The 12,371-nt window shown below is 68.1% G+C and carries 16 protein-coding genes and 1 tRNA gene; 5 read left to right on the top strand and 12 right to left on the bottom strand.

Annotated features, from left to right (window positions below; all coding sequences use genetic code 11):
• Positions 1-10 precede the first annotated feature (10 nt).
• The 5 genes from ispE to pth all read left to right on the top strand — a co-directional run bounded on the left by ispE (position 11) and on the right by pth (position 3,440).
• A complete protein-coding gene (gene ispE, locus CGR01S_RS12570; RefSeq protein ID WP_042427657.1) occupies positions 11-874 on the top strand; it encodes a 4-(cytidine 5'-diphospho)-2-C-methyl-D-erythritol kinase in 864 nt (287 codons plus the stop codon).
• 28 nt (positions 875-902) lie between these two features.
• A tRNA-Gln gene (locus tag CGR01S_RS12565) sits at positions 903-979 on the top strand.
• 57 nt (positions 980-1,036) lie between these two features.
• A complete protein-coding gene (locus CGR01S_RS12560; RefSeq protein WP_042427654.1) occupies positions 1,037-2,011 on the top strand; it encodes a ribose-phosphate pyrophosphokinase in 975 nt (324 codons plus the stop codon).
• A gap of 91 nt (positions 2,012-2,102) precedes the next feature.
• Complete coding sequence (locus CGR01S_RS12555; protein ID WP_042427651.1) at positions 2,103-2,732, top strand: 50S ribosomal protein L25/general stress protein Ctc; 630 nt, start codon at positions 2,103-2,105, stop codon at positions 2,730-2,732.
• An 84-nt stretch (positions 2,733-2,816) separates the two neighbouring features.
• On the top strand, positions 2,817-3,440 hold the full coding sequence (gene pth, locus CGR01S_RS12550; RefSeq protein WP_042427649.1) for an aminoacyl-tRNA hydrolase: 624 nt from the start codon (positions 2,817-2,819) through the stop codon (positions 3,438-3,440).
• A 61-nt stretch (positions 3,441-3,501) separates the two neighbouring features.
• On the opposite strand, the gene CGR01S_RS12545 is transcribed toward pth, so the two are convergent.
• The 12 genes from CGR01S_RS12545 to CGR01S_RS12490 form a co-directional block, all read right to left on the bottom strand.
• Positions 3,502-3,762, bottom strand: a complete 261-nt coding sequence (locus tag CGR01S_RS12545) for a YfhL family 4Fe-4S dicluster ferredoxin (protein WP_042427646.1) — start codon at positions 3,760-3,762, stop codon at positions 3,502-3,504.
• Between the two features lie 201 nt (positions 3,763-3,963).
• Positions 3,964-4,608 carry a LysE family translocator gene (locus CGR01S_RS12540; protein ID WP_042427642.1) on the bottom strand — a complete coding sequence of 215 codons (645 nt, stop codon included), beginning with the start codon at positions 4,606-4,608 and terminating at the stop codon, positions 3,964-3,966.
• A 79-nt stretch (positions 4,609-4,687) separates the two neighbouring features.
• On the bottom strand, positions 4,688-4,927 hold the full coding sequence (locus CGR01S_RS12535; protein ID WP_042427638.1) for a hypothetical protein: 240 nt from the start codon (positions 4,925-4,927) through the stop codon (positions 4,688-4,690).
• 8 nt (positions 4,928-4,935) lie between these two features.
• Positions 4,936-5,358 carry a BLUF domain-containing protein gene (locus CGR01S_RS12530; RefSeq protein WP_042427636.1) on the bottom strand — a complete coding sequence of 141 codons (423 nt, stop codon included), beginning with the start codon at positions 5,356-5,358 and terminating at the stop codon, positions 4,936-4,938.
• 7 nt (positions 5,359-5,365) lie between these two features.
• Positions 5,366-6,088: a GTP cyclohydrolase I gene (folE, locus tag CGR01S_RS12525; RefSeq protein WP_042427633.1), complete on the bottom strand. Its 723-nt coding sequence runs from the start codon at positions 6,086-6,088 to the stop codon at positions 5,366-5,368.
• Positions 6,089-6,177: 89 nt separating this feature from the next.
• Positions 6,178-7,392 carry a cardiolipin synthase ClsB gene (clsB, locus tag CGR01S_RS12520; protein WP_245616805.1) on the bottom strand — a complete coding sequence of 405 codons (1,215 nt, stop codon included), beginning with the start codon at positions 7,390-7,392 and terminating at the stop codon, positions 6,178-6,180.
• A 45-nt stretch (positions 7,393-7,437) separates the two neighbouring features.
• Positions 7,438-8,202, bottom strand: a complete 765-nt coding sequence (locus CGR01S_RS12515) for an endonuclease/exonuclease/phosphatase family protein (protein ID WP_042427628.1) — start codon at positions 8,200-8,202, stop codon at positions 7,438-7,440.
• A complete protein-coding gene (gene nudB, locus CGR01S_RS12510; protein WP_042427625.1) occupies positions 8,202-8,654 on the bottom strand; it encodes a dihydroneopterin triphosphate diphosphatase in 453 nt (150 codons plus the stop codon). Before nudB ends, CGR01S_RS12515 begins: the two co-directional genes overlap by 1 nt.
• 36 nt (positions 8,655-8,690) lie before the next feature.
• Complete coding sequence (locus CGR01S_RS12505) at positions 8,691-9,491, bottom strand: CsgG/HfaB family protein (protein WP_245616804.1); 801 nt, start codon at positions 9,489-9,491, stop codon at positions 8,691-8,693.
• Positions 9,492-9,580: 89 nt separating this feature from the next.
• Complete coding sequence (gene aspS / locus CGR01S_RS12500) at positions 9,581-11,398, bottom strand: aspartate--tRNA ligase (protein WP_042427618.1); 1,818 nt, start codon at positions 11,396-11,398, stop codon at positions 9,581-9,583.
• A 37-nt stretch (positions 11,399-11,435) separates the two neighbouring features.
• Positions 11,436-12,056 carry a DUF502 domain-containing protein gene (locus tag CGR01S_RS12495; protein ID WP_042427615.1) on the bottom strand — a complete coding sequence of 207 codons (621 nt, stop codon included), beginning with the start codon at positions 12,054-12,056 and terminating at the stop codon, positions 11,436-11,438.
• A 12-nt stretch (positions 12,057-12,068) separates the two neighbouring features.
• The gene (locus CGR01S_RS12490; RefSeq protein WP_042427816.1) at positions 12,069-12,344 is read right to left on the bottom strand and encodes an FmdB family zinc ribbon protein; all 276 of its coding nucleotides are present in this window, start codon (positions 12,342-12,344) and stop codon (positions 12,069-12,071) included.
• Between the last annotated feature and the right edge of the window lie 27 nt (positions 12,345-12,371).

Here is a 12,371-nt window from a genome sequence, read left to right as displayed (position 1 = left end):
GCCCCTCCCCATGCAAGCCCTCTACGACGTTCCCGCACCCGCCAAGCTCAACCTGTTCCTGCACGTCACCGGCCGCAGGGCGGACGGCTACCACCTGCTGCAGTCGGTGTTCATGCTGATCGACTGGTGCGACACGCTGCATTTTTCCGTGCGGACGGACGGCGCCATCAGCCGCGAGGACCTGGCCGGCGCCCTGCCCGCGCAGGACCTCACCGTGCGCGCCGCACAGGCACTGCGACAGGCCACGGGATGCCCCCTGGGCGTGCACATCGGCGTGCACAAGCGCATTCCCACGCAGGCAGGCCTGGGCGGAGGCTCCTCGGACGCCGCCAGCACCCTGCTGGCGCTCAACCAGCTCTGGCGCCTGCGGCTGACGCGCACGCAGTTGCAGGACATCGCCCTGCGCCTGGGCGCCGATGTGCCATTTTTTCTTTGCGGCCACCATGCCTGGGTGGAAGGTATCGGCGAGCGCATCACCCCGCTGACCGGCGCGCATGCCTTGCCGCGCGCGCGGTTTGCCGTCGTCAAGCCCGCCGCCGGACTCGATACCGGAAAGATTTTTTCGGCGCCGACTTTGAAACGCGATTCAAACAGTGCTACAATCTTAGGCTTTGCTGCAGAGCACTTCGATTTCGGTCGAAACGACTTGCAGAGTGTCGCGCAGGCGCTGTGTCCGGATGTGAAAAAAGCTATCGATTGGCTGCAAACACGCGGATTACGTGGCAGAATGACGGGCTCTGGAAGTGCAGTGTTTGCACCAATACCGCACACCGCGGATCTCGAAGGCGCACCCGGCGCCTGGCAGATCAGGGTGTGTGAAAATCTGGCGCAGCACCCTCTGGCAGGGTGGGCAGCAGATGAGAGTTGCGGTTGAGGGTTCTGGCTGAACCATCGACCTGTGTAGGGGAGTCGCCAAGTTGGTCAAGGCACCGGATTTTGATTCCGGCATGCGAGGGTTCGAGTCCTTCCTCCCCTGCCAAAACCCTGTTGCGCGCAGGTAAGCCGCAGGTCAATATTTCCGATTGCTGGGACGCTCATGCAAGCCAATCACCCCGACTTCATGGTTTTCACCGGCAATGCCAACCCCGTGCTGGCATCTGAAATCGCCGATTACCTGCGCATCTCCCTCGGCGCCGCCCATGTGGGACGCTTCTCCGACGGCGAAGTCACGGTCGAGATCAACCAGAACGTGCGTGCGCGCGACGTGTTCGTCGTGCAGTCCACCTGCGCGCCGACCAACGATAACCTCATGGAACTGCTGATCATGGTCGACGCGCTCAAGCGCGCCTCGGCCGAACGCATCAGCGCCGTGATCCCCTATTTCGGCTACGCCCGCCAGGACCGCCGCCCGCGCTCGACGCGCGTGCCCATCACGGCCAAGGTGGTCGCCAACATGCTGCAGGCCGTGGGCGTCGCCCGCGTGCTGACCATGGACCTGCATGCCGACCAGATCCAGGGCTTCTTCGATATTCCGGTCGACAACATCTACGCCTCCCCCGTGCTGCTGGGCGACCTGATCCAGAAGAAGTACGAAGACCTGATCGTCGTCTCCCCCGACGTGGGCGGCGTGGTGCGCGCGCGCGCACTGGCCAAGCAGCTCGGCTGCGACCTGGCCATCATCGACAAGCGCCGCCCCAAGGCCAATGTCTCGGAGGTCATGCACGTGATCGGCGAGATCGAGGGCCGCAACTGCGTCATCATGGACGACATGATCGACACCGCCGGCACGCTGGTGAAGGCGGCCGAGGTGCTCAAGGAGCGTGGCGCCAAGAACGTGTACGCCTACTGCACGCACCCGATCTTCTCCGGCCCGGCCATCGAGCGCATCGCGCAGGGCACGGCGCTCGACGAGGTCGTCGTCACCAACACCATTCCCCTGAGCGCGGCCGCACGCGGCTGCGCCAAGATCCGCCAGCTTTCCGTGGCGCCGCTGATCGCCGAGACGATACAGCGCATCGCCCGCGGGGACTCGGTGATGAGTTTGTTCGCGGACCAGGACAAGCTGTTCTGATCCCTTGCAAGAAGCCGGGCGCCCTGCGAGGCGCCCTTTTTACCCAACCGAAGACGACACTGGTCGCGGTGCGTCTTTTACGGAGAATCTCATGAATTTCGTCGCTTTTGAGCGCGCCAAGCAAGGCACGGGTGCGAGCCGCCGCCTGCGCAACTCGGGCCGTACGCCCGCCATCGTCTACGGCGCGGGCGCCCAGCCCCTGGCCATCGAAGTGGACCACAACGCCCTGTGGCACGCCCTGAAGAAGGAAGCCTTCCACTCCAGCGTGCTCGACATGGAGTACAACGGCCAGGTCAGCAAGGTGCTGCTGCGCGATGTGCAGTACCACCCCTACAAGCAGCTGGTGCTGCACGTGGACTTCCAGCGCGTGGACGACAAGACCAAGCTGCACATGAAGGTGCCCCTGCACTACAGCGGCGCCGAAGAATCGCCCGCCGTGAAGGTGGACAAGTGCATGGTCACGCCCGTGGTGACCGAACTGGACGTGACCTGCATGCCCTCGGACCTGCCCGAGTTCATCGCCGTGGACCTCTCCGGCCTGCAGAAGAACGTCTCGCTGCACCTCAAGGACATCAAGCTGCCCAAGGGCGTGGCCGCCAAGACCCGCGGTGCGCAGAACAACCCCGTGCTGGTGTCCGTGGTGGCACCGGTGGCCGAGGTCGAGGCGCCTGCCGCCGACGCTGCCGCACCCGCCAAGGGCAAGGGCAAGGGCAAGAAGTAATCCCCCGCCGGGCTTGCTGAAGGCTCTCCGACGGCCCACCAGTGTGTGGGCCGTTTTTGTTTCCGCTGCTGAAATGGCCAACCCATGATCAAGCTGTTTGTGGGCCTGGGCAACCCCGGGCCGGAATACGAGGCCACGCGCCACAACGCGGGTTTCTGGTGGATAGACGCCCTGGCGCGCGAACTCAACGTGCACCTGCAGCCCGAGCGCAGCTACTGGGGCCTGGCGGCGCGTGCCACGGTGCAGGGCCAGGCCGTGTGGCTGCTGCAGCCGCAGACCTTCATGAATCTCTCGGGCAAGGCCGTGGCCGCGCTGGCGCGCTTCTTCAAGATCGCGCCCGGGGAAATCCTGGTGGTGCACGACGAACTCGACCTCCCGCCCGGCCAGGCCAAGCTCAAGTTCGGCGGCGGCCATGCGGGGCACAACGGGCTGCGCGACATCCATGCGCAGCTCGGCTCGGCCGACTACTGGCGCCTGCGCATCGGCATCGGCCACCCGGGGCACAAGGCCGAGGTCGCCCACTGGGTGCTCAAGAAGCCCCCGGCCGAGCAGCGCACGCTGATCGAGGACAGCATCGCCCACAGCCTCAAGGCCTGGCCCGCGCTGCTGGCGGGCGACATGGAGAAGGCCACGCTGCTGGTGCACACCACCAAGCCGCCGCGCCCCAAACCGCCCCGGCCGGCCGCACCGCCCGCAGAGGCCTCCTGAGTGCTATTGATTCAATAGCTGCCAGCGCTTTGCCACAGGGCGCTGGAGCCCGATTTACCCATTAATCGATGCGCACGGACTGCTGCAGGCGCTGGAACTTCTGCCACAGGGTTTCGCGGCTTTCGACATGGTGGGGATCGACGGGAATGCAGGAGACGGGGCAGACCTGCATGCACTGGGGCTCGTCGAAATGCCCCACGCACTCGGTGCACTTGGCGGGGTCGATCTCGTAGATCTTCTCGCCCAGCGAGATGGCCTGGTTCGGGCATTCGGGCTCACAGACATCACAGTTGATGCATTCGTCGGTGATCATCAAGGCCATCGCACGCACTCCACGCAACCGGGCCTCGCGCATGCCAGCCATGACGCCTGCGGCCCGGGGCGCCCATTATCGTCGGCACGCGATATCCCCCCTGGTGTCAGGGGAGGCTGCACGGCCCGGTGCAGCGCTGCGCCGTTCAGTACCAAAAATGGCTCCAGGCCCATGGGAGCATGCGCAGACAGCTCCTGAAAAGAGAGCGGGCTAGGTGCGGCTCACGGTCGCCAGGCGCACGGCCAGCCCGAGGAAGACCAGCCCGGCCACGCGGTTGAGCACGGTCTGGGCGCGCGCCGAGCGCTGCAGCAGCGTGCCGAACACCCCGGAAAAGCAGGCGATGGCACCGAACACCAGCGCCGTGGCCAGCATGAACACCAGGCCCAGCACCAGGATCTGCACGGCCACGCTGCCGCGCGCCGGGTCGGCAAACTGCGGCAGAAAGGCCAGGAAGAAGATCAGCACCTTGGGGTTGGTGAGGTTCATGACGACGCCGCGCCCCACCATCCTCCAGCCGCCGGGCGCCTGCGCCGCCGCGGCGGTGCTGCCGGGCTCGGCCGCCACCGTGGCCGGGGCGCGCAGCGCCTGCCAGGCCAGCCAGGCCAGGTAGGCCGCGCCGCAGAACTTGAGCACGGTGAAGGCCATGGCCGATGCGGCAAACACCGCGGCCAGGCCCAGCGCCACAGCGACCGTGTGCCCGGTGATGCCCAGGCACAGGCCCAGCACCACGGCCAGCCCCAGGCGCCAGCCACGCTGGATGGACTGGACCAGGACGAACAGGTTGTCAGGGCCGGGCGTGAGCGCCAGCACGACGGCGACGCCGAAAAATGCGATCAGGGTTTCGAGGGCGGGCATACAGGGGGTCCGAACGGTGAAGGCAGCCGGCCGCGGAGCCGGCCGCAAGCCGGCATGGTACCCGACGGAGTGCCCGCGCCTACCGCGCGGGCAGCACGAACACGCGGCGCCGCGGCTGGCACAGCGGCCCCTCGAACGGGCCGCTGTCGCGCTCCCAGCCCGTGCCCGGAGAGACCTGGGCGCACAGGCGGTGGCCGTCGATCTTGCTGCGCCACCAGTACCAGGGGGCCGGCGCGGCCAGCGCCGCGCCGCACAGGGCCAGGCCCGCGAACGCCGCGCAGGCGCCGCGCCACCGCCAGCGTGCGCCCGGCCGCGGCATGGGCCCCCTCAGGCGCGGCCGATGATGCAGGCCGTGGCCATGAGCTCTTCGAGCAGCGCGAACGACACGCGGCCGGAGACGGCGTAGGGGTCGAGCTCGGGCTTCTCGGAGTATTTGAGCAGGATGGAGTGGTTGATCTTGCTGAGGTTGACCTGGCCCATGGTCCAGCCGCCGAAGCGCCGCTCGGTGATCTCCTCGAAGTGCAGCAGCTCCACGTCCTTGTGGCGCGGGTCGCGCTGGATGTGGCCGTAGAGCTCGCTGACGGCACTGCGCCCGCCCTCGATGGCCTGCAGGAAGATGCCGCCGCCGTAGCACAGCACGCCGGTGATGCCGCAGGCCGGGTTGTGCTGGCGCGACTGGGTGAGAATGGCTTCGATGGCCGCGGGCGAGGTGTCCACCGCGCGGCTGGCATAGAGCAGGCGTACCAGCATGGTCGGCTCACTTTCCGGGGATGAGGGAGAGGAATTCGCGGCGCAGCGCGCTGTCCTTGAGGAACACGCCGCGCATCACGGAGTTGATCATCTTGCTGTCCATCTCGCGCACGCCGCGCCAGGACATGCAGAAGTGGCTGGCCTCCATGACCACGGCCAGGCCGTCGGGCTGGGTCTTCTCCATGATCAGGTCAGCGAGCTGCACCACGGCCTCTTCCTGAATCTGCGGGCGGCCCATGATCCAGTCCACCAGGCGCGCGTACTTGGACAGGCCGATCACGTTGGTGTGCTCGTTGGGCATGATGCCGATCCAGATCTTGCCGATGACGGGGCAGAAATGGTGGCTGCAGGCGCTGCGCACCGTCAGCGGGCCGACGATCATCAGCTCGTTGAGGTGCTCGGCGTTGGGAAACTCGGTGATGGTGGGCGGCTCGGCGTAGCGGCCCTTGAACACCTCGTTGACATACATCTTGGCCACACGGCGCGCGGTGTTCTGGGTGTTGTGGTCGCCCACGGTGTCGATCACCAGGCTGTCGAGCACGCCCTGCATCTTCGCCTCGACCTCGTCGAGCAGCATTTCCAGCTCACCGGGCCGGATGAAGTCGGCGATGTTGTCGTTGGCGTTGAAGCGCTTGCGCGCCGCCTTGAGCCGCTCGCGGATTTTCACGGAGACGGGCACGCCTTCGGCCTGGGCCTGGGCGTCCGATGGGGCGGGGGTGGAAGAGAACATGCTGGCATGGTACCAGCGATTGCGAAAGCCGGTTTTGCGTGTGTTTTTTGGCTCCAGCGCCCATCCAGAAAGCGCAAGCAGCTATCAATTCAGTAGCGATTGCCGGTCAGCCAGAGCAAGGCGCGCATCAGGCCGAAGGCCACGCGGTCGAGCACGCGCTCGCGCCAGGGGCGCTGGGCATATTCCTGCGCGTCGAGCATGCCGGCGCCGCTGGCCATGGCCTGCACCAGGCGCGCACGCAGCTCGCGCGCGAACTGGGCATCGCGCACCATCACATTGGCCTCGCGCGCCAGCAGCAGGCTCAGGGGGTCGAGGTTGGACGAGCCGACCGTGGCCCAGGGCTGCTCGCCCAGCGCGTCGATGACGGCCACCTTGGCGTGCAGAAAGCTGGGCGCGTACTCGTAGATCTCGACGCCGGCTGCCAGCAGCACGCCGTACACCGGCCGCGCGGCGTGGTACTGCATGAAGTACTCGTAGCGCCCCTGCAGCAGCAGTTGCACGCGCACTCCGCGCCGCGCCGCCAGCACCAGCGCGCGCCGCAGCTTGCGCCCAGGGACGAAGTAGGCGTTGGCGATGATGATCTCGTGGCGCGCGCGGGCGATGGCGCGGCGGTAGGCGCGCTCGATGCGCCCGCGGTGGCGCAGGTTGTCGCGCAGCATGAAGGAGGCGCGCATGCCCGGCCCGGCCTGCTCCGTGCGGCGCAGGCCGGCCTGCGCGGCGCTTGCCGCACGCAGGTCGGCCAGCGCCAGCGACAGGCGCCGGCGCTGCACGTCGCGCAGCGCGCGCATGCGCCACCACAACTGCTCCATCACGTCGCTGGCGTAGCGCACCAGCGTGCCCTCGACGCGCACGGCAAAGTCCAGGCGCGGGGCGGGCAGCGTGCCGTGGTTCGGGTCGTGGAAGTCGTCCAGCACATTGATGCCGCCGCAGAACAGCACCCGCCCATCGACCACGCACAGCTTGCGGTGCAGGCGCCGCCAGCGCCGCGGCAGCAGCAGGCCCAGCGGCCCCAGCGGCGAGTACACCTGCACGCGCACGCCGGCCTGCGCCAGGCGGTCGGCCCAGGGCTGGGGCAGGCGCCCCGTGCCCACCCCATCGACGACCAGGTGCACGCGCACCCCGCGCGCGGCGGCGCGGATTAGCGCCTCGGCCACCGTGGCCCCGGCGCCCGCGCAGTTGAAGATGTAGGTTTCGAGCTGGATGTCGGACAGCGCCCCATCCATCTCGGCCACCATGGCCGGGAACAGCTCCTGCGCGCCCTGCAGCAGCAGGATCTGGTGGTCCGAGCCGACGAAGCGGGACATGGGCATCTCAGCCCCCTGCCCTGGCGCAGACAGGCCGCGGCGCCATCAGAGCCGGAACTCCGCGATCAGCGGCAGGTGGTCCGACATGCGCCACCAGATGCGCCCGCGCGGCACGTGCAGGCCCAGGGGTTCGAGGCCGCGCACGTACACGTGGTCGAGCTGCGCCAGCGGCAGGCGCGCCGGGTAGGTCAGGGCCGGGCGCGCGTCCGTGTATTCGCGCAGGCCGAAGCTGGCGAGCATGCGCTGGATCTGCGTGCCCCAGTCGTTGAAGTCGCCCGCCACCACCAGGGGTGCGCCGCGCGGCACCTCGCGCTCGATGAAGCGCTGCAACTGCCCGACCTGGCGCACGCGGCTGCCGGGGACCAGCCCCAGGTGCACGACGATGGCGTGCACGCGCCGCCCGTGCACCTCCACCTCCACATGCAGCAGGCCGCGCTGCTCGAAGCGGTGGTCCGAGATGTCCTCGTGCTGGTGCGCGACCACGGGCCAGCGCGTGAGCAGCGCATTGCCGTGCTCGCCGTGGCGCGTGTAGGCATTGGTGCGGTAGACGGCCTCGTAGCCCTCGGGGGCCAGGTACTCGGCCTGCGGCACGGCGGGCCAGCGCTCGAAGTAGCGCGCTTCGCGCCGGTTGAGCCGGCGCACCTCCTGCAGGCAGACGATGTCGGCGTCGAGCTGCTCCACGGCCAGGCCCAGGTTGTGGATCTCCAGGCGGCGCGCGGGGCCCAGGCCCTGCACGCCCTTGTGGATGTTGTAGGTGGCCACGCGCAGCAGACCTGGGTGCGCTGCGGGCCGGTCGGCGGTAGGGGTCATCATGGGCGGGCAAATCTCGGAAGCCAGAGTATGGCCTCGGCGTTGGAGGGAGAAAAGCAGCGGTCGGCCGCGGCACGCCAGTCCAGCCAGGTATATGCCGTGTGTTCGCGCGGATTCAAGGTCACAGGCACGGCGTGCGGCACCTCCAGGGCGAACACCCGTTCCGTGTTCAGGTACACGCCCGGTGCGTAGCGGTGGCGCCACTGGGGGTAGATGGCGTACACGTTCTCCAGCTGCCAGTCGCGCAGCACGGCGCCGGGCGCGCGCGCGTCGATGCCCGTCTCCTCGCGCACCTCACGCACTGCCGCGGCCTCAAAGCTCTCATGCGGGTGGTCCTTGCTGCCGGTGACCGACTGCCAGAACGCCTCGGCGGCATCGGCGCGGCGGATCAGCAGCACCTGCAGGGCGCGGGTGTGCACGACCACCAGCACGGATTCAGGGATCTTGTACACGCCTGCGCTCCGGCTTGTGCGCGAGCCCCTGCGCGTTCAGCGCACCGGCACGGCCGGTGGCAGCGCCTTGGCCTGCAGCGCGCGCACCTGCACCACGAGCTGGTTGTGCGCGTCCAGGAAGGCCGCGGCGATGACCTTGCCTTCGTTGGTGTTGCTCCAGCCCGCACCGGCGGCGCCGCCGAGCCGGCCGAACGCGATGCCGGCCACCCCCAGGTCGGTGGTGCGCGCCGCGCCCGTGGCGGCGGCCACCTGCTCCGTGGTTTCGTTGTCCGACAGCAGCAAGGCCGTCTGCGCCTCCTTGAGCTTGACCTGCTCGGCCAGCCCGATGAGGCCGGCCATGTCGCGCAGCACGGGAATCATGCCCAGCAGGCCCGCCAGGCCGCGCCCCGCATCCTGCTCGCTGAAGGTCAGGCTAGGGGTCAGCGTGTACTGCGCCTCGTAGCCCTTGCCCTTGGCCACGGTGGTGTTCTGGCGCAGCACGCCCGATTCGCGCAGCTCCTGCTCCTGCAGCGTGCCGCGCAGGCCGGCTGCGCGGTCCACCACTCGAAAGCAGCCGCTCTGCTGCGCCAGCAGCTTGACCAGGGGCACGGGCGAGGCCGGCAGCTGGTAGGCGCCGCCCATGACGTAGCCTTGCGGGTTCTCGGCCAGCGCCACGGTGGCCACGGGCGCCTCGCAGCGCAGCAGCTCGCGCGCCGCGTTCTGCGCGCCCTGCGGCCCGGCCGAGCCGGTGACGACCGAGCCGCCCTGGCCGAGTTCGGTTTTCTTTTCGCCGCAGCCCGCCAGGGCCAGCACGGCCAGCAAGGCAGCACACGTCGTGTTCGTGAAATGTCGGGCCACATTCATCCCCGGTTCGATGCACAGGGCGCACACCGCGCCACGGAAAAGGGCGCCCTCAGGCGCCCTTGATTCTGCCCTACCGGCGGGTCTCAGCCGGCGGCCTTGACCGCGTCCGGGTTGCGCAGGCGGATGTGCAGCTCGCGCAGCTGCTTCTCGTCCACGGGCGAGGGGGCCTGGGTGAGCAGGTCCTGGGCGCGCTGGGTCTTGGGGAAGGCGATCACGTCGCGGATCGACTCGGCGCCGGTCATCAGCGTGATCAGGCGGTCCAGGCCGAAGGCCAGGCCGCCGTGCGGGGGCGCGCCGTACTGCAGGGCGTCGAGCAGATAGCCGAACTTGGCGCGCTGGTCCTCGGGGCCGATGTTGAGTGCGGCAAACACCTTGGCCTGCACGTCGGCGCGGTGGATACGCACCGAGCCGCCGCCCAGCTCCCAGCCGTTGAGCACCATGTCGTAGGCCTTGGCCAGGCAGGCGCCCGGGTCGGTGTCCATCAAGTTCTCGTGGCCGTCCTTGGGCGAGGTGAAGGGGTGGTGCACGGCCACCCAGCGGTTGTCTTCCTCGTCGTGCTCGAACATGGGGAAGTCCACCACCCACAGCGGCGCCCAGCGGTCCTCGAACAGGCCGTTTTTCTTGCCGAATTCGCTGTGGCCGATCTTCAGGCGCAACGCGCCGATGGCGTCGTTGACGATCTTCGCCTTGTCGGCGCCGAAGAACAGCAGGTCGCCGTCCTGGGCGCCCGAGCGCTTGAGCACTTCGGCCAGGGCGGCGTCATGGATGTTCTTGACGATGGGCGACTGCAGACCGTCGCGCCCCTTGGCCAGCTCGTTGACGCGGATATAGGCCAGACCCTTGGCGCCGTAGATCTTCACGAACTCGGTGTAGGCATCGATTTCGCCCCGGCTGATGCCGCCGCCCTCCACCGAACCGCCGGGCACACGCAGGGCCACCACACGGCCGCCCTTCATGTTGGCAGCGCCGGCGAAGACCTTGAAGTCCACGTCCTTCATCACGTCGGTCAGCTCGGTGAACTCGATCTTCACGCGCAGATCGGGCTTGTCGGAGCCGAAACGGTGCATGGCCTCCTGGTAGGTCATGGTGGGGAATTCACCCAGGTCCACACCGAGCTGCTGCTGGAACACTTCCTTGATCATGCGCTGGAAGATGGCGCGGATTTCTTCCTCGTTCAGGAACGAGGTCTCGCAGTCGATCTGCGTGAACTCGGGCTGGCGGTCGGCGCGCAGGTCCTCGTCGCGGAAGCACTTGGTGATCTGGTAGTAGCGGTCGTAGCCGGCCACCATGAGCATCTGCTTGTAGAGCTGGGGCGACTGGGGCAGCGCGAAGAACTGGCCGTCGTGCACGCGGCTGGGCACGAGGTAGTCGCGCGCGCCTTCGGGCGTGCTCTTGCCCAGCATGGGGGTTTCGATGTCGACGAAGCCTTCCTGGTCGAGGAAGTTGCGCACCTGGATGGCCGTCTTGTAGCGCAGCATGAGGTTGCGCTGCATGTAGGGGCGGCGCAGGTCCATCACGCGGTGCGTCAGGCGCGTGGTCTCCGAGAGGTTCTCGTCGTCCATCTGGAAGGGCGGCGTGACGGAGGGGTTGAGCACCACGAGCTCGTGGCACAGCACCTCGACCTGGCCGCTCTTGAGCTTGTCGTTGGTCGTGCCGGCGGGGCGCGCGCGCACCAGGCCCTGGACCTGCACGCAGAACTCGTTGCGGATGTGCTCGGCCGCCTGGAACATTTCCGGGCGGTCGGGGTCGCAGACGACCTGCACGTAGCCTTCGCGGTCGCGCAGGTCGATGAAGATCACGCCGCCATGGTCACGGCGGCGGTTCACCCAGCCGCACAGGGTGACGGTTTGGCCCAGCAGGGCTTCGGTGACGAGACCGCAGTAATGGGAGCGCATGGCCATGGCAGAACTTCCGGCGCCGTTGCGGCGCGATCAAGGTTTAGGGGAGTGAGGAGGCAGCAGGCTCGTTGGGCACGACCACCCCCATGGAGACGATGTAGCGCAGCGCCGCATCGACGCTCATGTCGAGCTCGATGCAGTCGCTCCTGCGCAGCATCACGAAATAGCCGCCCGTGGGGTTGGGCGTGGTGGGAACATAGACGCTGACGTAGTCGTCGCGCAGCAGGCCCGCCACCTCGCCACCGGGCGCTCCGGTGATGAAGGCCACCGTCCAGACGCCCTCGCGCGGCCACTGCACGAGCACCGCGGTGCGAAAGGCATTGCCGCTCTCGGAAAACAGTGTGTCGGAGACCTGCTTGACGCTGGAGTAGATCGAGCGCACCACCGGAATGCGGGTGACCACCTGGTCGCCCCATTGCACGAGCTTGCGGCCGACGAAGTTGCTCGCCGTGGCGCCCACCACGAGCAGGATGACCAGCGTGAGCACCACGCCGAAGCCCGGGATGTGAAAGCCCAGCAGCCGGTCCGGATGCCAGGCCTGGGGCAGGATGAGCAGGGTCTGGTCCAGCAGCCCGACGATCCAGTGCAGCACCGAGATGGTGATCGCCCCGGGGACGATCACCAGCAAGCCGGTGAAGAACCATTTGCGCACGGGCAGCATGCGGGACGCGCCTCAGTCCGGGGCAGCCGCTGCCGGGCAGCTGGCGCAGGCAGCCGGGGCGTCGCCCGTGCTGGCGCCCTCGGGCTTGCCGGCTTGGGGCGCGGAGCCGCCGCGAAAGTCGGTGGCGTACCAGCCCGAGCCCTTGAGCTGGAAGCCCGCTGCCGTCAATTGCTTGGCAAAGCTCTCGGCGCCGCAGGCCGGGCAGACGGTCAGGATCGGGTCAGAGATTTTTTGCAGCACATCCTTGGCATGGCCGCAGGAGCCGCATTTGTAGGCGTAGATTGGCATGTCGAGAGTGATGGGGAATTTGCAAAA

The sequence above is a fragment of the Comamonas granuli NBRC 101663 genome, from assembly GCF_000739995.1.
In the GTDB taxonomy this organism is placed as follows: Bacteria; Pseudomonadota; Gammaproteobacteria; order Burkholderiales; family Burkholderiaceae_C; genus Simplicispira; species Simplicispira granuli.
Note: the sequence above shows the minus strand (reverse complement) of the source record. Positions and strands in the feature narration are given on the sequence as shown.